We start from the raw sequence: 18,191 nt of genomic DNA on the forward strand, positions 1-18,191 counted from the left end.
ACGGACTACACTGGGGCTCGCATGCCCCCCTCGCAGGTCGCCGAAACGCTGTATTCCGCTCACAAGTCCCGTGCCACCGGCCGGCTCACGCTGCACGCCGGAGGGCGCCAGGCGCTCCTCTTCCTCCAATCCGGAGACCTGGTGGGGACGCGGCTGGGCTTCGGGTACCAGACGCCCGTGCAGGCGTTGTTGCAGGCCGGGCGCATCCGCCCCGAGATGCTGGATGCGCTGTGGGCCCGTGAGAGCGCGGGCACTCCCGACGAGGACCTGTTGGAGGAGCTCGGGCTCGCGCCGGAGGCGGTGGCCGAGCATCAGGTGCTCGCCGAGGTGCGGCGGCTGAGTCAGCTCGCCGAGCGCGCCGCCTTCGAGGAGGGCGGGGTGGAGGAGATGTTCCGCCCCATCGCGGGGACTCGCGTCGTCCGTGCCGCCCTGGAGCCCGCGGGCGCCGAGGCCCCCGAGCCACGCATGTACCGCTGTGAGAACGCGGGGGGGTGCACCCCGTGGGTGGCCAGTGCGGAGGAGATGGCGCTGCTCCTGAAGCTGGCGGACTTCCAACGGTTGGAGGGGCTGACGCCCGCACAGGAAGTGCTGTTCCACGTCCTCGAACGTGAGGGGCTCGTCGAGTCGCTGTCCATCGCGGCATGGGAGGCGCGCGAGCGGGACCGGCGGGAGGAGGAGGCCCGGCGACAGGCGGAAGAAGAGGCCCGGCGCGCGGAGGAAGCACGGCTGGCCGAAGAGGCCCGGCGCCGCGCGGAAGAAGAGGCTCGGTTGGCCGAGGAGGCTCGGTTGGCCGAGGAGGCCCGGCGCCGAGCCGAGGAGGAAGCACGGCTCGCGGAGGAGGCTCGACTGGCTGAGGAGGCCCGTTTGGCCGAAGAGGCCCGGCGCCGCGCGGAAGAAGAGGCTCGGTTGGCCGAAGAGGCTCGGTTGGCCGAGGAGGCACGCCGCGCGGAAGAAGAGGCTCGGTTGGCCGAAGAGGCGCGACTGGCCGAAGAGGCGCGACTGGCCGAAGAGGCTCGGTTGGCCGAAGAGGCGCGACTGGCCGAAGAGGCGCGACTGGCCGAAGAGGCGCGACTGGCCGAAGAGGCCCGACTCGCGGAAGAGGCTCGGTTGGCCGAGGAGGCACGCCGCGCGGAAGAAGAGGCTCGGTTGGCCGAAGAGGCTCGGTTGGCCGAAGAGGCGCGACTGGCCGAAGAGGCGCGACTGGCCGAAGAGGCGCGACTGGCCGAAGAGGCCCGACGCCGCGCGGAAGAAGAGGCGCGACTGGCCGAAGAGGCGCGACTGGCCGAAGAGGCCCGGCGCCGCGCGGAAGAAGAGGCGCGGCTGGCCGAAGAGGCACGCCTCGCGGAGGAAGCCAGACTCGCCGAAGAGGCTCGGTTGGCCGAAGAGGCGCGACGCGCGGAAGAAGAAGCGCGATTGGCCGAGGAGGCCCGGCTGGCCGAGGAGGCCCGGCGCCGCGCGGAAGAAGAGGCGCGATTGGCCGAGGAGGCCCGCCTCGCGGAAGAAGCCAGACTGGCCGAAGAGGCTCGGTTGGCCGAAGAGGCGCGGCTGGCTGAGGAGGCACTCCGCCGTGCGGAGGAGGAAGCACGGTTGGCGGAGGAGGCCCGGCTCGCGGAAGAGGCCCGCCGTGCGGAGGAAGCCAGACTGGCCGAAGAGGCACGGCTTGCCGAGGAAGAGGCGCGTCGGGCTGCCGAGGAGGAGGCTCGGTTGGCGGAGGAAGCCCGGCTTCGAGCCGAGGAAGAAGCCCGGCTGGCCGAGGAGGCTCGACAGGCCGAGGAAGCCCGTCGCGCAGAAGAGGCGCGTCTCGCCGAGGAAGCTCGTCGTGCCGAGGAGGCCCGGCTCCGAGCCGCGGAGGAGGCTCGACTGGCCGAGGAGGCCCAGCTGGCGGAAGAGGCTCGGCTCCGAGCCGAGGAAGAAGCCCGGCTGGCCGAGGAGGCTCGAAAGGCAGAAGAAGCTCGCCTCGCGGAAGAGGCGCGTCTTGCCGCGGAAGAGGAGGCGCGTCTCGCCGAGGAAGCTCGTCGTGCCGAGGAGGCCCGGCTGGCGGAAGAGGCCCGGCTCCGAGCCGAGGAAGAAGCCCGCTTGGCCGAGGAAGCCCGCCGCGCGGAAGAGGCGCGTCTTGCCGAGGAGGCCCGGCTGGCTGAAGAGGCCCGGCTCCGAGCCGAGGAAGAAGCCCGGCTGGCCGAGGAGGCTCGACAGGCAGAGGAAGCTCGCCTCGCGGAAGAGGCGCGTCTTGCCGAGGAGGCTCGGCTGGCGGAAGAGGCCCGGCTCCGAGCCGAGGAAGAAGCCCGGCTGGCCGAGGAGGCTCGACAGGCAGAGGAAGCTCGCCTCGCGGAAGAGGCGCGTCTTGCCGCGGAAGAAGAGGCTCGTCTCGCGGAGGAGGCTCGTCTCGTCGAGGAAGCCCGGTTGGCTGAAGAGGCTCGGCTCCGAGCCGAGGAGGAGGCTCGGCTGGCCGAAGAGGCGCGTCTCGCCGAGGAGGCTCGGCTGGCTGAAGAGGCCCGGCTCCGAGCCGAGGAGGAGGCTCGTCTCGTCGAGGAGGCCCGGCTGGCTGAAGAGGCGCGTCTTGCTGAGGAAGCCCGACAGGCTGAAGAGGCGCGGTTGGCGGAGGAGGCCAGGCTCCGAGCCGAGGAAGAGGCGCGGCTGGCCGAAGAGGCTCGGCTCGCCGAGGAAGCTCGACAGGCCGAAGAGGCTCGGCTCGCCGAGGAAGCTCGACAGGCCGAAGAGGCTCGGCTCGCCGAGGAAGCTCGACAGGCCGAAGAGGCTCGGCTCGTGGAAGAGGCTCGTCGGGCCGAGGCCGCTCGTCTCGCCGAGGAGAATCGCCGTGCGCAAGAGGCTCGACATGCCGAAGAGGCGCGCAGGGCCGAAGCCGCTCGGCTCGCGGAAGAGGCACGCCGCGTAGCGGAGTTGCGCCTCATCGAGCAGCGGCGTCTCGCCGAGGTCTCCCAGTTGTCGGACGTGGCTCGCATCGCCGAGGCGGCCGAGTTGCAGGATGGGGAGTTGATCCTCGGCTCTGCTCCCGCCGAGGTGAGCACACAGCCAGTCTCCAGGTCCGAGAGCTCCGTATCCGAGGTCGCGCCCGCCCCCGAGGCGTGGTTCGACGCGTTCCCGAGTGAGTCGACCCGTGGCCCTGGTGACGCGGAGTTGCCCGCGCAGGAGGACGCGAGTGCGCTCCGTCTGGCGCGCGAGCAGGCCAATGCCGCGTTGATGCGGGACATGCAGGAGGCCCAGCGGCGCGCTGGGTCCGCTCCTCCCGAGTCATGGCTCATCGATGAGCCCGCGCAGCCCATCCCGCCCGCCGTGCCCGCGGCTCCCGCTCCCCAGGAGTCCGCGAACGAGGGCTCCGATCTGAACTTCTGGGCGGATCTCTCGGTACCCGAATCCCAGCCGCCCGCCCCTGTCGTGCCCGCGCCCGTCACCCCCGCGCCCGCGATGTCGCCTCCGGCCGCGCGCCCGCCGCCGCCCGCGATGCCACCTCCGGCCGCGCGTCCGCCGCCCGCGGCGCCGCCTCGGGCCGCCGTTCCCCCGGGGCTCCGTTCCCCCGCCGCCAGCACGCAGGTTCCGGCCGCTCCCGTTCCCCCGGGCCTCCGTTCTCCCGCCGCCAACACGGCTGCCCCCTCGGGCCCAGTTCCCCCAAACGCGGGCCCCGTTCCCCCGAACCTCTGGGCTCGCAACAGTGCGCCCGCCGCTCCCTCTCAGCCGCTCCGTTTGGGGCCGGATGCACCTCGTCCCTCGGGTGATGAGGATCTCTGGCGCATCGTCACCTTCGACAACGCCGCGGGTGAGGCTCCTGGCGACATCAACGCCTCGTTCGAGGCCGCGCTGCAGCAGGTCGATGCCCACCTGGAATCACTCGTCCGCGCGGAGGTCCCCCAGGCCTCGGCTCCCACCGCGCCCGCTCCCCAGCCTCCGGCGCCCCCGGCTCCCGCCGCGCCCGTGCCGACTCCGGCCGTCACCACGGCCTCCTCGGTCCCGACGGTCGACTTCGACATGCCCGACTCGTGGGACGACCTGTCCCTCGAGGAGAACGACCTGGCGGAGGATGTCTCCGATGAGGAGGCGAAGGTCCGGCGCCAGCGCCTGCTCCAGCGTGCCATGGAGATCGGCTCCCGCCCCGCGGCCGCTCCGCCGGCTCCCGATGCGCCGGCTCCCGGTGCGCCGCCCCCGCTCAGCGCCGAGCAGCAGCTCGCCCAGGAGATCGAGAAGCGCTACGCCGACGTGCAGGCCAATCGCGACCACTTCACGATGCTCGGCCTCCCCATCGGTCCGGATGTGAAGCGCGAGCAGGTGAAGACCGCGTTCCTCGGGCTCGCCAAGCGCTTCCACCCGGATCGTCTGCCTCCGGGGCTCTCCTCCCTGGCGCCCAGGATGACCGCCGTCTTCGAGTCCATCCGCGGTGCCTACGAAGTCCTCTACGACGACGCGAAGCGCGCGGCCTACCTCCAGGAGCTGCGCTCCAAGGCCTCGGCACAGGCGGCGAAGCCCGCCGGGGGTGTGGACTCCAATGACCTCTTCAAGATGGGGGAGGTCTTCTTCCGCAAGCGGGACTTCGCGGGCGCGGCCGACCACTTCGAGCGCGCCTACAACGCCGAGCCCAAGGCCGTGTACCTCGCCGCCCGCGCGTGGGCCATCTACATGGACCCCCAGCGCAAGGCCGACATCCCCAAGGCGAAGCAGATGATGGCCGAGGCGCTCAAGCGCGACCCCAACTGTGATCGGGCCCATTACCAGCTCGGGGTGATCTCGCGTGTCGAGGGCGACATGGTCCGCGCCGAGCGTCACTTCCGCGAGGCGGTCCGCGCCAACCCCAAGCACCTCGAGGCCAACCAGGAGCTGCGCCTCATCGAGATGCGCAAGAAGAATCCACCCCCCAAGAAGGGCGGCGGCATCTTCGGCTGAGCACCGGGGCTCGAGCACCTCCAACCGGCCGTTTCCATTGGAAAGCGTCGCCTGGTTGGCAGGGCCCCCGACGAGGGGTCCGGAGTGAGCGGCGACGCATGCTCGTTCCCCTGGACACCGGACGAGTCCCCTCGTCCTTCCACCATTGACATGTCCAGAGAGCGGGCATGATCATCCGAGCTTCTCCGCGCCGGGCGCCTTCCAATCCGCAGCCCGCAGCGAAAGGCAATCGAACGTGGCCAAGCAGCACCTGCTCCTGGTCGATGGTGACCCGAAGAGTCTCCGTGTGATGGAGGTCAGCCTGAAGAAGGCCGGCTTCTCCGTCACGACCGCGATCCACGGCAAGGATGCGCTCGAGAAGGTGCAGATCAGCCCGCCGGACCTCGTGCTCGCCGACACGAAGATGCCGGAGATGGACGGCTTCGAGCTGTGCAAGACGCTCAAGTCCGACGAGCGCTACAAGCACATCCCCTTCGTCTTCCTCACCAACCAGAAGGCGGTCGAGGCGAAGGTGAAGGGCCTGGAGCTCGGTGGCGACGACTACCTGACCAAGCCCATCTACATCAAAGAGATCGTCACGCGCGTGACGATGATCCTCCAGAAGGCGGACAAGGAGAGGATCGAGCGGCGCGAGACGACCAAGGGCGGGTTCGCCGGCAACCTGGCCGACATGGGCGTGGTGGACCTGGTCCAGACGTTCGAGATCGGCCGCAAGACGGGCACCATCTCCATCAAGGGAGACCGGGTCGCCACCATCTACTTCAAGGAAGGCCGCGTCATCGACGCGGAGATGGGGCGGCTCAAGGGCGAGAACGCCTTCTACCGTCTGCTCAACGCCACCGAGGGTGAGTTCGAGGTCCAGTTCACCGCGCTGGACCGCCCCGAGCGCATCGAGGTCTCCACCCAGGGCCTGCTCATGGAGGGCATGCGCCGGCTGGACGAGTGGGGCCGCATGCTCGAGCAACTGCCCCCGCTGGAGACGGTGTTCGAGATCGACTACCACCAGCTCGCCGAGCGCCTCTCGGAGATTCCGGACGAGGTCAACGGGCTGCTGCGCCTCTTCGACGGCAAGCGCAACCTGAGCCGGGTGGTGGAGGACTCGGACTTCGACGACTTGGCCGCGCTGGGCATCATCAGCAAGCTGTACTTCGAGGGCCTCATCCGCGAGCTGGGCAGTGTCTCGCAGGAGCCCGTGCAGAGCGGCAAGCCCGGCATCGAGGAGTGGCTCCACAACGCGCCGGCGCCGAGCGCTCCCGCCGAGCCCGCGCCGGAGCCCGTGGCGCCCGTGGTCGTGCCGGAGCCGGTGCCCGTGGTGGCGCCGGTGGTGGCCGAGCCTCCGCGGCCCGTGCCTCCCGTGGTGGCCCCCGTGTCCGTGCCGGAGCCGCAGGTGCAGGCTCAGGCCGAGGTGCAGCCGCAGCCCGCCAACGTCGTCGTCTTCGAGGCCCGGCGGCGCGCGCAGAACAACCTCCCCGAGACGGAGGACATCATCGCTCCTCCGCGCACGGCCGAGGGCTCGGCGTTCCTCGTGGATCCCGCGCCGGCCCACCGTGCCAAGGAGTTGGAGCGGCGCAGCCTGCTGCTCGACTGGAACCGGGTGGACGTGGACGGCATCGGCTCGGCGGGAGGTTGGGGTCCGGGTTGGTCTCCGGCTCCCCGCGCACCGGCGAGTCCCAGCGCTCCCGTGCCCTCCAGCGCGTCCGCGGCCTCCAACGCGCTCGCGGCCTTCGACGAGCCCGCTTCCACGCCCGCTCCCGCGATTCCCGTGGCCCCCGCGGAGCCGTCGGCATCCGCGGCCTCGCCACGTGGCCCCATCTTCGGTGGGGCCGCCGTGGGCCCCAATCCGTTCCCGCCCGTGCCTCCTCCCGAGCCCGCGACTCCGGCCGAGGAGGTGACGTTGGTGTCGGGTCTGAAGCCCTCCACCCCGGTCCAGGAGGCGCCCGCGCCCGCGCCCGTCGCGGCCCAGCCGCCCGTGGTGGCGACGCCGGCCGAGAAGCCCCAGCAGTTCGCGCTCCCGCCCTACCCGGGCCATGGCGCGCCCACGGCCCCCGAGCTCGTCGCGTCCAAGCCCGCCGAGGAGCCCAAGCCCGAGCCCAAGCCGGCTGAGCCTCAGGTCGTCAGCAAGCCCGCGGAGGAGCCCAGGTCGCGCCCGGTGACGCAGCCCAAGGCCACGCCCGCGCAGCCCCAGAAGAAGGCTCCGGCGGTCGATGACGAGGACGTGCAGCTGCCGAAGCCGAAGCGCACCGGCCTCTTCGTCGGACTCGCGGTCGCGGCGATCGCCGTGGGGGCCGCGGTGGTGTTCAGTCAAGGAAGCGGCTCGGACCAGCCCCCGCCTCCGCCCCAGGAGACGAAGCCCGCTCCCACCGAGCAGGTGAAGGCGCCGGAGCCCGAGAACAAGGCGCCCGAGGCGAAGGCACCCGAGAACAAGCCGCCCGAGACGCCTCCCGCCCAGCCGGAGCAGCCGACCACCGCAACCGGGACGCCGGAGGCTCCCAAGCCCACCGAGCAGCCCGCCGTTGCCGCGACGGGCACTCCGCCCGCCGAGGATGACGAGAAGGACGACGAGCCGGAGCAGGTCGAGGCGCAGAAGCTGAGCCCCGAGGCCCAGTACGCCGAGCTGGCGCGCCGGGCCAAGAAGCTCATGTCGGCCAACCGCTACAAGACGGCGGCCATCACCTACCGCAAGGCGCTCGCCCTCAAGCCGGACTCGGCCGAGGCCAAGGCCGGTCTGGGCATCTCCCTGGTTCGTGGCGACACCACCAGCAGCGCGGGCTACCGCGACGCCTCCAAGCTGCTGGAAGAGGTGGTGAAGGCGCAGCCCAGGAATGCCCAGGCCTGGGTGCACCTGGGCATGGCCCGGCAGTTCACCAATCAGGAAAAGAAGGCGATCGACGCCTACAAGCAGTATCTCCTGCTGGAGCCCTCTGGGTCGTCCGCTTCCGAGGTTCGCGCCGCGCTCAAGCAGCTCGGCCAGTAGTCGGACGGCTGGGCTCCTGGTAGAGAGGCAGCCCTTGCTCGTACTCGGACTCGAAACCTCCTGTGATGAGACCGCCGCCGCCGTCGTGGAGGACGGTCGGCGCGCGCTCTCCGACGTCGTCTCCACCCAGGTGGACATCCACCGCCGCTGGGGTGGGGTGGTGCCGGAGCTCGCCAGCCGCAACCACGTCGTCCAGGTCATGCCCGTCCTGCACGAGGCCCTCACCCGGGCCGGCAAGACGCTCGATGACGTGGACCTCATCGCCGTCACCTCCGGGCCCGGCCTCATCGGCGCGCTCCTGGTGGGCGTGCAGGTAGCCAAGTCGCTGAGCCTCGCCACCGGCAAGCCCTTCGTCGGGGCCAACCACCTCGAGGGGCACCTGCTCGCCAGCCGCCTGCTGGAGGACGCCCCGGAGCCTCCGTTCCTCGGGCTCGTCGTCTCCGGCGGCCACACCAGCCTCTACGAGGTGCAGGACTACGGCCGCTACCGGCTGGTGGGCAGCACCCGGGACGACGCCGCCGGCGAGGCCTACGACAAGACGGCGCGCATCCTCGGTCTGCCGTACCCGGGCGGGCTGCCCATCGACCAGCTCGCGCAGAAGGGCAACCCCGAGGCCATCCGCTTCCCCCGCGCGCTGCCCGGCTCGGAGAATTTCGACTGGTCCTTCTCCGGATTGAAGACGGCGGTGCTGCAGCACGTGCGCAAGCACGGCGTGCCCCAGGGGCAGGAGCTGGCGGATCTGTGCGCCTCCTTCCAGGAGGCCGTGGCGGACGCGCTGTCGAAGAAGTTCGTCGCCGCCGCGCGCCGGCTGGGCTTGAAGCGCCTGGTGGTGTGCGGGGGCGTTGCGGCCAACTCGCGCCTGCGCTCGCTGAGCCTGGAGCGCGCCGAGGATCGCAACCTGAAGCTGTACCTCCCGCCGGTGCGGTTGTGCACGGACAATGGCGCGATGATCGCCGTGGCGGGTTACGAGGCCTGGCGTCGGGGCCTGCGCGGCGACTTCAGTCTGTCCGCGGACCCGGCCTGGCGCATGTGAAGGTGAAGGGAGCCGCGAGTGGATACGCCACGTGACATCCTCCAGCGCCATGGCCTGAGGGCCAAGCACAGCTGGGGGCAGAACTTCCTCGGAGATCCGCAGATATTGGAGGCCATCGCCGACGCGCTGGAGCTGCGCGAGGGCGAGCCGGTGGTGGAGCTGGGCCCGGGCCTGGGGCACCTCACGCGCTTCCTCGCGGCCACGGGGGCACGCGTCACCGCGGTGGAGAAGGACCGCGACATGGTGGCGGTGCTGGAGAAGGAGGCCATCCCCGGCGTGCGCGTGGTGTCCGGCAACGCGGCCACGGTGGACTTCGCCGAGGTGGCGGGTGTCCCCGAGCTGAAGGTGGCGGGCAACCTCCCGTACCACCTGACGAGCTCCATCCTCTTCCAGGTTCTGGAGCAGCGCGACCACGTGACGCGCGCCGTCTTCACCCTCCAGAAGGAAGTGGTGGATCGCCTCTCGGCCGAGCCGGGCGGGCGCGAGTACGGCCTGCTCACCGCCATCCTCGGCCTGTACTTCGAGTCCGAGCACCTCTTCGACATCGACGCCCGGCGCTTCCATCCGCCGCCCAAGGTGGACTCGGCGGTGCTGCGGCTGACGCGGCGGCCCGCGCCCCTGGCGCAGGTGGTGGACGGCGCGCGCTACATCCGTCTGGTGAAGGCGGGCTTCGCTCAGCGGCGCAAGACGCTCTTCAACTCGCTCAAGTCGGACAAGTCGCTGGGCACGACGGAGCAGGTGCAGAAGGCGCTGGAGACGGCGGGCATCGATCCGACCCGGCGCGCGGAGACGCTCTCTCCCGAGGAGTTCGCCGCCATCGAGCGCGCGCTGGGGCCGGTGGCGCGGTAGCGCCAATCTGGCGTCCCACGGATCCTGGTGCTAACGAGAGGGGCGTTGGAGAGGATGATGAGACCCCTGCCCCTGGAGGCCCTGGAACCGGTACTCCACCGTTTCGGAGTGGTGTACGCGGTGTTCGCCCGCCCCGATGGGGAGGTGCTGCTGCGTTGGGGTGACTCCAGCCCGATTCCCCTCCTCGACGAGAACGCCTTCGTCGGGGCCACCCGGGACATGGCCCGCGTCTACCGCTCGCTGGAGCGGATGCTGCTGCCGCAGATGGACGTGCAGGGGGAGTACCTCGGCATCCGCTCGAAGGTGGGCGACCAGGTGGTGTACGCGCTCTTCTTCGAGACGCGCCGCTTCGAGGCGGCCACTCCCGTGGAGCGGCTGCGCACCGAGTACGCCTTCTGCAAGTCGCTCGGCAACGCGGTGGACACCGCGCTGCAGTCCTGGGTGGCCGCGCGTTAGCGGCTCAGGACTCCTCGCCGCCGAGCACCTTCAGCAGTCCGCCCTGTTGGGACAGCCAGGCGCGGAAGTCCTCCTCGGACAGCCGCATGCGCGCGAGCACGCCACGGAGGATCTCCTCCGGGGTGCCGTCCTGCCGGCGCTTGAGCTCCAGGGCCGTCTTGAGGAGGGCCACGCCATAGAGCGGATCGGCTTCCACCACCCGCTCGGGGGCCTTCGTCGTTTCGGTGGACGCCGTGCGGCGTGGTTCCAGCTCGATGACCGTCTTCGCCCGCTGCCTTCGATTCATCTCCCTCGGTCCCCGCACGGTCCACCTGTCCCGCACCGCGCGTGAGTCCCTGGTAGTGGACGTCCACCGAGGCGTCAAGGGTGGTGATGGCCTCGCGAGCCGGATCATTGCCCGGTCGCCACTCCCGTGTTCTATTCCGCGCCCCGTTTCTCGCGAGGTGGAGGTCTCGAAGCGGATGGACAACCGCTACATCGTGGTCGAGGGGCCCATCGGCGTCGGCAAGACGAGCCTCTCCAACATCCTCGCCGAGCGCTTCGGGGCCCGGCGTATCTTCGAGATCGTCGAGGAGAATCCCTTCCTCGCCAACTTCTACGCGGACCGGCAGAAGTACGCCTTCCAGACGCAGCTCTTCTTCCTGCTCTCGCGCTTCCGGCAGCAGGAGGAGCTGGTCCAGCAGGATCTCTTCAACTCGGTGACGGTGAGCGACTACCTGTTCGCCAAGGACCGCATCTTCGCGTGCCTGACGCTGGACTCGCACGAGCTGAGCCTCTACGAGCGCGTCTTCGAGGCGCTCACCCCGCGCGTGACGAAGCCCGACCTCGTCATCTACCTGCAGGCCCGGCTGGACGTGCTGCTCTACCGCATCAAGAAGCGCGGCCGGGAGTTCGAGCGTCAGTTCGACGCCGGCTACCTGGAGGAGCTCGTCCACGCCTACAACGACTTCTTCTCCCATTACACGGAGACGCCGCTGCTGGTGGTGGACACCTCGGACATCGACTTCGTCCACAACGAGGGGGACCTCAAGGGGCTGCTGGGCGCCATTGACCGGGCGCGTCAGGGCACCCAGCACTACCTGCCCACGGGCAGCAAGCGGCCCTGAGTGGCGCCCGGATGCCCGCCAGCCTTCACGAGAAGTCCCCGCGGCGCTCCGGAGCGCGTTAGAGTGTCCTGGACGGCTGCTCCCGTCGATCCCCCATGGGGACTGCGAGGGGTGTCCGTCGATTCACCGCGGGACGTTGAACTCTCACTCTCAGAGGAGGTGAACCGTGAAGGACAAGGTCACCATCCATACGCTGAAGCGCCTGAAGCAGAGCGGCCAGAAGATCTGCATGGTCACCGCCTACGATGCCACCTTCGCCCGGGTCTTCGATGACGCCGGAGCCGACGTACTGCTCGTGGGTGACTCCCTGGGCATGGTCGTCCAGGGGCATGACTCGACCCTCCCGGTCACGATGGACCAGATGGTGTACCACTCGGCTGCGGTGGTCCGCGGAACGAAGCGGGCGCTCGTGGTGGGTGACATGCCCTTCATGAGCTACCAGGTGTCGGTGGAGGACGCGGTGCGCAACGCCGGCCGCCTGGTCGCGGAGGGCAAGGTCGGAGCGGTGAAGCTGGAGGGAGGCGCCGAGTTCGCCGGGGTCGTCTCCGCCATCGTCCGCGCCAGCATCCCCGTCATGGGCCACCTGGGCCTCACGCCGCAGTCGGTGCACAAGATGGGCGGCTACGTGGTGCAGGGACGTGACGAGGACGCCGCGCGCCAGATTCTCGAGGACGCCATCGCGCTGGAGCGCGCCGGCTGCTTCTCGCTGGTGCTCGAGGGCGTGCCGCTGGAGCTGGCTCGCACCATCTCGCAGCGCCTCACCATCCCCACCATCGGCATCGGCGCGGGCAAGTACTGCGACGGGCAGGTGCTCGTCTGTTACGACCTGCTGGGGATGAACCCGGACTTCAAGCCCAAGTTCGTCAAGCGCTACGCCAACCTCCACGGCTCCATGACCGAGGCCGTTGGCACCTACTTCTCAGAGGTCCGCGCGGGCACCTTCCCGGACGAGGAGCACTCCTTCAAGTCCAAGCCCATCCGCCTCGTCGCCTCCCACCCCGAGGGCGAGCCCACCACCGCCGAGGGCACGGAGAAGATGGGCCCGGTGTACGGAGCTCCGGTCTAGCCCATGCAGCCACTCGTCCTGCGCACCGTTGCCGAGACCGCCGCCTGGGCGGAGTCCATCCGCCGCTCGGGTCGCCGGCTGGCCCTGGTCCCCACCATGGGATTCCTCCATGAGGGGCACCTCTCGCTGATGCGGGAGGGGCTGCGGCGCGCGGACGTCGTGGCGTCCTCCATCTTCGTCAACCCCACCCAGTTCGGTCCCACCGAGGACCTGTCGCGCTACCCGCGGGACATGGAGGGGGATTTGTCCAAGTGCGGCAGCGCGGGGGTGGAGGCCGTCTTCGCCCCCCTGCCCGCCGAGGTGTATCCCCCGGGGTATCAGACGTACGTGGACGTGGAGCAGGTGAGCCAGGGCCTGTGCGGCGCGCGCCGGCCCGGCCACTTCCGCGGCGTGGCCACGGTGGTGACGAAGCTGCTGTGCATCTTCAGGCCCCACCTGGCCCTCTTCGGCGAGAAGGACTACCAGCAGCTCCAGGTCATCCGCGCCCTCGAGCGCGACCTGAACCTGGGCGTGGAGATCGTCGGCATGCCCACCGTGCGCGAGCCGGACGGGCTGGCCATGAGCTCCCGCAATGCGTACCTCTCCAAGGAGGACAGGCAGCGGGCGCTCGCTCTGTCGCGCGGGCTGTCGGCGGCCCAGTCCCTGTGCCGGAATGGAACCCGCGAGGCCCCGGCCCTGGTGGGCGCGGTGCGCCGTGAATTGGAGGCAGCGGGTCTGCGGGAGGATTATGTGGAACTGGTGGATGCCTCCTCGCTGACCCCGCTGTCCGTCGTGACTCCGGGCCAGCCGGCGCGTCTGCTGGTGGCGGCCTTCGTCGGTACCACGCGGCTGATCGACAACCAGCCCATCGGAGGCTAGAGGCGCGAGCATATGGCGGGTGGAAAGGGCAAGGGCGGGTCGGAGCCCGGCATCAAGATCATCGCGGAGAACCGCAAGGCGCGGGCCGCCTACACCGTGGACGAGAAGGTGGAGGCGGGTCTCCAGCTCTCCGGCAGCGAGGTGAAGGCGCTCCGGGCCGGGACGGCCAACCTCTCGGACGCCTACGCCCTTCCCAAGGGCAGTGAGCTGTATCTGCTCAACGCCCATATCGGCGTGTACAACCCCTCCAGCTTCTTCACCCACGAGCCCCTGCGCGGCCGCAAGCTGTTGATGCACCGTGAGGAAATCGACCGCTGGACCACGAAGGTGCGGGAGCGAGGCTATTCCATCATCCCGCTCCTGCTGTATTTCAAGAACGGGCGGGCGAAGGTGGAGTTGGGGTTGTGCCGGGGTAAGACGCACGAGGATCGACGGCAGGACATCAAGGAACGGGAGACGAAGCGGGAGATGGACCGGGCGATGCGCCGTCGCTGAAACGCCCCCATCTCTCGTCGGCGCACGTCGATGGACAAGAAGGGTCCTGAAAAGAAGGCGCGGCTGCTGGCCGCGCTCGACAAGGGCATGGTGATGATCCACCTGGACGCGCGCCGTCCGGGGGTCCTCGTGCCTTCCTCGCTGCGCAACGAGGCGCACCTGCGTCTCAACCTCTCCTACCGGTTCGAGCCGCCGGATCTCTCGGTGGGGGAGTGGGGCGTCCGCTGCACCCTGAGTTTCTCGGGGAGCCGCTTCATGGTGGCGGTGCCCTGGTCCGCGCTCTTCGCCATCACCAGTCACGTCACGAAGGAATTCTGGATGTACCCGGACGACATGCCGGCCGAGCTCATCCAGCAGACGATGGTGACGTCCAAGGTGCCGGTACCGGTGTCGGAGGCGGAGCCGGCGTCGGAGCAGCCGCCCTCGCCGGTGGACAGGCCCCGGGCCATCCTCCGGGAGGTGGTGCGGCAGGAGGCGCCTCCTGAGCCCGCCGCTCCGGCCGCCGCCGAGTCCGAGGGCCCCAAGGACGATCCGCCCCCGCCGCGGCGCGGTCACCTGCGCCTGGTGAAGTGAGGGCGGCTGTCGCGCGCCCTCAGCGCTTGAGCAGCTTCACGTCCAGGGAGGCCGGCTGGCTTCCGGTGAAGGTGCCCTTCCAGGGCTTGTAGCCCTTGTGCGTCACCTGCACCGGGATGTCCTGGGGTGGGTAGGAGTTGTCGAGCGCCAGGGGCGTGGTGCCCAGCACCGTTCCGTCGATGGTCACGGTGGCGCCCTCGGGCTCGCTCGTGATGAAGAGCGTGGACGCGGGTCGTCCCGCCGCCATCTTGTAGCGGAGCTGGTCGAGCAGGGGCTTCAGGTTCGGCCAGGCCACCACGGCTCCGCCCAGTACGAGCAGCAGCACCGCCACGGTCGCCAGGGAGCGCGCCCACCGCGCGCCGAGTCCGGACCTCGGGCCGGGCTCATCGATCCGTGGGAAGTCGCTCTCCGGACGTACCCGCTCGGCCACCTGCAGCTCCTCCTCGGGCATGTCCAGCACCGAGCGTGGTGGGGCGGCGAAGGTGGCCTCGTATTGCTGCTGGGGCGCGGGCGTGGAGACGTCCTCGGCGAGCATGGAGAGGCCCGGGGCGAGCTCCCGGGCGCAGCGATCGCACGGCGCATGGGCCGAGGGCAGGGGGGCGTTGCACCGGGAGCAGCGGAACTCGCGGGGCCGGGCGGGGGCGGTGGGGGGCTGGATGAGCCGGCCGCTCGCGCTGAGCGCGGCCCCTCCGGGCTGCTCGGTCCAGTCGTCCGAGGGCTGGAGATCGAAGGAGGGCGACTCCACGGGCCGGGTGGCCAGGGTCAGGTGCCGGGTGGTCGTGTCCAGTTCGCCCAGATGGTCGGTGGTGTCGCCCAGCTCGAGCAGGGTGGGGGGCGGGTTGAGGTCGTTGATGAACGCGGCGAGGGACTGGGAGTTCGCGGGCTCGCCGGCCTGGGCCAGGTAGCGGGCCAGCGCCTCGGCCATGTCCTCGGGGCGAGGGAAGCGGGCCTGGGGGGCCTTGGACATGGCGCGCGCCACGATCGCCGCCAGCGGCGCCGGAGTGCCCGTGAGCGGCGGGGGCTCGCGCTGGGTGATGGCCATGGCGAAGGCCAGGGGATCCTGGCTGTCATGGGTGAGGAAGGGGTGCTGTCCGGCGAGCAGCTCGTAGAGGACGATGCCGAGGGCGAACTGATCGCTCAGGGCGGTGGCGGGCTGGCCCTGCAGCGTCTCCGGCGAGGCGTAGGGGAGCTTGCCCTTGAAGGTCCCGGGCTGGGTGCCCATGGACATGCCCTCGAGGCGGGCGATGCCGAAGTCCGTCACCTTCACCTCGCCCTCGCGCGAGACGAGGATGTTGGAGGGCGAGATGTCCCGGTGGGCCGTCAGCACGGGCTGGCCGGCGTGCATGCGGCGGTAGGCGTGGATGAGGCCCGCCAGTACCTGGGCGCCGATGTGGGCCACCAGGTGCGGGGGGAAGCGCTGGACGCGCCGGGCGGCGTGCCGCAGGAGCACGCCCAGGTCCCACCCGTTCACCAGCTCCATCACCAGGAAGAGGCCATTGGGGCCACTGCCCACGTCGTAGACGCTGGCGATGTTCTGGTGGTGCAGGTGGGTGGCCAGGCGGGCCTCGGCGAGGAACATCTTCGCGATGGTGGGCTCGCTGGCGAGGTGCGGGAGGATGCGCTTGATGGCCACGGGCTTCTCGAAGCCCTCCGCGCCGCGAGCCACGCCGAGGAACAGCTCCGCCATCCCTCCCGTGGCGAGGGGGCGCACCATCCGGTACCGGGACTCGTTCACGCGTTTCTCTCCGTGCGCTTCAGCCCTGGGGCTGGGTGATGTCGCGCAGCAGCTTCCAGGGGTAGATGCCGGTGCCGTGTCCGTCGCTGAAGACGAAGGTGAGCGCGTAGTTGCCCACCGGCTGCACCTGGGTGATGCGCAGGTCCGCGGGAACCCTGGCCGGGTCCAGCGTGCGCTTGTTGGTCCACTCGTCCACGCACCCGGCGCACGGGCACTGCTGGCGCAGGTGCTGCGCGGTGGCGTCCGTCTTCACCCCATCTTCCCAGGTGAGGTTGAGCCGGGTCTTCTCCGGCGACAGCTCCACCTCGGTGGCGGACACGGGGCGCGTGGTGGGCTTGATGCGATCCCAGAAGCTCAAGAGTCTCCCCTTTCAGGGCCAGAACGAAAGTGGCCCCTGCTTACCATCCCGGCGGTGGAATGGGGGGAGGGGGAAGCCAGGGCGCCTCACGAGGCCAGCTTGACGGGCAGGCGGTGGCCCTCCACGCGCACGCCCTTCTTCTCCAGCACCCGGCGCAGGGCGGCGACCACGGCCGGATCGAGCTGCTTGCCGCTGAGGTTGTCGAGGATCTCCATCGCCTTCTCCAGCGGCATGGCCTTCTGGTAGGGGCGGGTGGAGGTGCAGGCGTCGAAGGTGTCCGCGCAGCCGACGATGCGGGCCAGCAGGGGAATCTCCTCGCCCTTGAGGCCGTCCGGGTAGCCGGTGCCGTCCCAGCGCTCGTGGTGGTTGCGCACGCAGGAGCGCATGGCCTGCAGGAAGCTGATGGGCTTGATGATGGTGTCGCCGATGGCCGGGTGCTCGCGCATGATGGTCATCTCCTCGTCGGTGAGGCGCGACTGCTTGCAGAGGATGGACTCGACGATGCCGATCTTCCCGATGTCGTGGAGGATGCCGCCGAACTGCAGCTGCTTGAGCTCGCGCTCGGAGAGGGCCAGCTCGCGGCCGATCTCCACTGCCACGTCGCCCACGCGCTGGCTGTGGCCGCGGGTGTACGAGTCCTTGGAGTCGATGGAGTTGGCCAGGGCGACGATGGTCTCCAGGTAGCCCTGCTCGAGGCTCTCGTAGAGGCCGCGGTTCTCGTGGTCGTACGCGAGCAGCTGCTTGCTCATGTAGTTGAACGTCCGGGCCAGCTCGCCCAGCTCGTTCTTCTGGGGGACGTTGACCTCGAGGCCGAACTTGCCCTGGGCCAGCTGGAGGGCGCCCTGGGTGAAGCCCTTGAGGGGGCGGGTGACGCTGCGCGAGAAGACGGCGGCGAGCGCCAGGGCCACCAGGGTGGCGGCCAGCACGGTGAGCAGCAGCCGCCGCTCCATCGTCTCCACCTGCTTGTAGGCGAGCGCCACCGGCTGCTCGGAGACGATGGCCCAGTGCGGGTCGGCCAGGGCGGCGTAGGCGGCGACGACGGCCTCGTCGCCCTCGCCGAAGTTGCCCACGTGGAGGATGTCCGTGTCCGGGCTGCGCGCCAGGCCCTGGAGCAGGTGCGCCACCACGGGCCGCTGGGCCACGTCCTGGTTGGCCACCAGTCCGCCGCCACCGGCGAGCACACGGCCCTTGATGTCGGCGAGGTAGACGAAGCCGGTGCTGCCCACGCGCTCCTGGGCGAGCATGGCCTGCAGTCCGGCCAGGGACATGTCCGCGGCGACGTAGCCCTTCACGGGTTCGCCCACGGGGTAGAGGAACGTCACCACCGCCTCGCCGCTGGGGCGCCACACCACGTCGGCGTAGCGCAGGTCACCCAGGCCCTCCAGCAGCGCCACGGCGCGCGCCTCGTGCTCGGCCAGCGCGGTGGGTGGCACGTCGCTCACGGCGAAGGCCTGCAGCTTCGGCAGCCGCTTTCCATCCGGCCCGAAGAGGGTGATGGCCTGCACCTCTCGGCTCTGGTTGAGCACCGCGCTCAGGTACGTCTGCTGCTGCTCCAGCGGCAGGGCGAAGAAGTTGGGCACGCGCGCCATGCTCAGCACCGCGCGCGTGGGCTCCGCCAGGAAGGCTTCCGTCTTCTGCTTGAGCTGCTTGACGCGCTCCTGCGCCAGCTCCTGGGCATCGCGCACCAGCAGCTCGCGCGTGTCGGAGACGGACAGCCAGCCCACCATCACCGTGGGCACCAGGCTGGCCACCAGCATCAGCAGCAGGATGGTCTTGAAGAGACGCATGGGAGAGCTCC

The 18,191-nt window shown here is 70.3% G+C and carries 14 protein-coding genes; 10 read left to right on the forward strand and 4 right to left on the reverse strand.

What is annotated here, in order from left to right; translation table 11 throughout:
- Nucleotides 1-21: 21 nt before the first annotated feature.
- From JRI60_RS55100 to JRI60_RS13620, 5 genes are all read left to right on the forward strand, one after another.
- Entirely contained in the window at nt 22-4,890 is a 4,869-nt protein-coding gene (locus tag JRI60_RS55100; protein WP_204226273.1) for a DnaJ domain-containing protein, read from the forward strand.
- Between the two features lie 235 nt (nt 4,891-5,125).
- Nucleotides 5,126-7,864: a response regulator gene (locus tag JRI60_RS13605; RefSeq protein ID WP_204226274.1), complete on the forward strand. Its 2,739-nt coding sequence runs from the start codon at nt 5,126-5,128 to the stop codon at nt 7,862-7,864.
- A gap of 34 nt (nt 7,865-7,898) precedes the next feature.
- Nucleotides 7,899-8,897, forward strand: a complete 999-nt coding sequence (gene tsaD / locus JRI60_RS13610) for a tRNA (adenosine(37)-N6)-threonylcarbamoyltransferase complex transferase subunit TsaD (RefSeq protein ID WP_204226275.1) — start codon at nt 7,899-7,901, stop codon at nt 8,895-8,897.
- Between the two features lie 18 nt (nt 8,898-8,915).
- Nucleotides 8,916-9,746 (forward strand): 16S rRNA (adenine(1518)-N(6)/adenine(1519)-N(6))-dimethyltransferase RsmA, encoded by an 831-nt coding sequence (gene rsmA, locus JRI60_RS13615; protein WP_204226276.1) that lies wholly within the window; start codon nt 8,916-8,918, stop codon nt 9,744-9,746.
- A gap of 57 nt (nt 9,747-9,803) precedes the next feature.
- On the forward strand, nt 9,804-10,202 hold the full coding sequence (locus JRI60_RS13620) for a hypothetical protein (protein WP_204226277.1): 399 nt from the start codon (nt 9,804-9,806) through the stop codon (nt 10,200-10,202).
- Between the two features lie 4 nt (nt 10,203-10,206).
- Here the strand turns inward: JRI60_RS13620 and JRI60_RS13625 are convergent, their stop codons facing one another.
- Entirely contained in the window at nt 10,207-10,488 is a 282-nt protein-coding gene (locus JRI60_RS13625) for a hypothetical protein (protein ID WP_204226278.1), read from the reverse strand.
- Between the two features lie 175 nt (nt 10,489-10,663).
- On the opposite strand from JRI60_RS13625, the gene JRI60_RS13630 reads away from it, so the two are divergent.
- The 5 genes from JRI60_RS13630 to JRI60_RS13650 all read left to right on the forward strand — a co-directional run bounded on the left by JRI60_RS13630 (nt 10,664) and on the right by JRI60_RS13650 (nt 14,300).
- Nucleotides 10,664-11,308, forward strand: coding sequence for a deoxynucleoside kinase (locus tag JRI60_RS13630; RefSeq protein ID WP_204228931.1), 645 nt, complete (start codon nt 10,664-10,666; stop codon nt 11,306-11,308).
- 166 nt (nt 11,309-11,474) lie between these two features.
- Nucleotides 11,475-12,374 carry a 3-methyl-2-oxobutanoate hydroxymethyltransferase gene (gene panB / locus JRI60_RS13635; protein ID WP_204226279.1) on the forward strand — a complete coding sequence of 300 codons (900 nt, stop codon included), beginning with the start codon at nt 11,475-11,477 and terminating at the stop codon, nt 12,372-12,374.
- 3 nt (nt 12,375-12,377) lie between these two features.
- Complete coding sequence (panC, locus tag JRI60_RS13640) at nt 12,378-13,232, forward strand: pantoate--beta-alanine ligase (protein ID WP_204226280.1); 855 nt, start codon at nt 12,378-12,380, stop codon at nt 13,230-13,232.
- Between the two features lie 12 nt (nt 13,233-13,244).
- Nucleotides 13,245-13,727: an SsrA-binding protein SmpB gene (gene smpB, locus JRI60_RS13645; RefSeq protein ID WP_204226281.1), complete on the forward strand. Its 483-nt coding sequence runs from the start codon at nt 13,245-13,247 to the stop codon at nt 13,725-13,727.
- A gap of 30 nt (nt 13,728-13,757) precedes the next feature.
- Entirely contained in the window at nt 13,758-14,300 is a 543-nt protein-coding gene (locus JRI60_RS13650; RefSeq protein ID WP_204226282.1) for a ClpXP protease specificity-enhancing factor SspB, read from the forward strand.
- 19 nt (nt 14,301-14,319) lie between these two features.
- On the opposite strand, the gene JRI60_RS13655 is transcribed toward JRI60_RS13650, so the two are convergent.
- The 3 genes from JRI60_RS13655 to JRI60_RS13665 form a co-directional block, all read right to left on the reverse strand.
- On the reverse strand, nt 14,320-16,035 hold the full coding sequence (locus JRI60_RS13655) for a serine/threonine-protein kinase (RefSeq protein WP_239470498.1): 1,716 nt from the start codon (nt 16,033-16,035) through the stop codon (nt 14,320-14,322).
- Nucleotides 16,036-16,054: 19 nt separating this feature from the next.
- A complete protein-coding gene (locus JRI60_RS13660) occupies nt 16,055-16,393 on the reverse strand; it encodes a DUF971 domain-containing protein (protein WP_204226283.1) in 339 nt (112 codons plus the stop codon).
- An 86-nt stretch (nt 16,394-16,479) separates the two neighbouring features.
- Complete coding sequence (locus JRI60_RS13665) at nt 16,480-18,180, reverse strand: HD domain-containing phosphohydrolase (RefSeq protein ID WP_204226284.1); 1,701 nt, start codon at nt 18,178-18,180, stop codon at nt 16,480-16,482.
- Nucleotides 18,181-18,191: the final 11 nt, after the last annotated feature.

The organism is Archangium violaceum (assembly GCF_016887565.1).
Lineage (GTDB): Bacteria > Myxococcota > Myxococcia > Myxococcales > Myxococcaceae > Archangium > Archangium violaceum_B.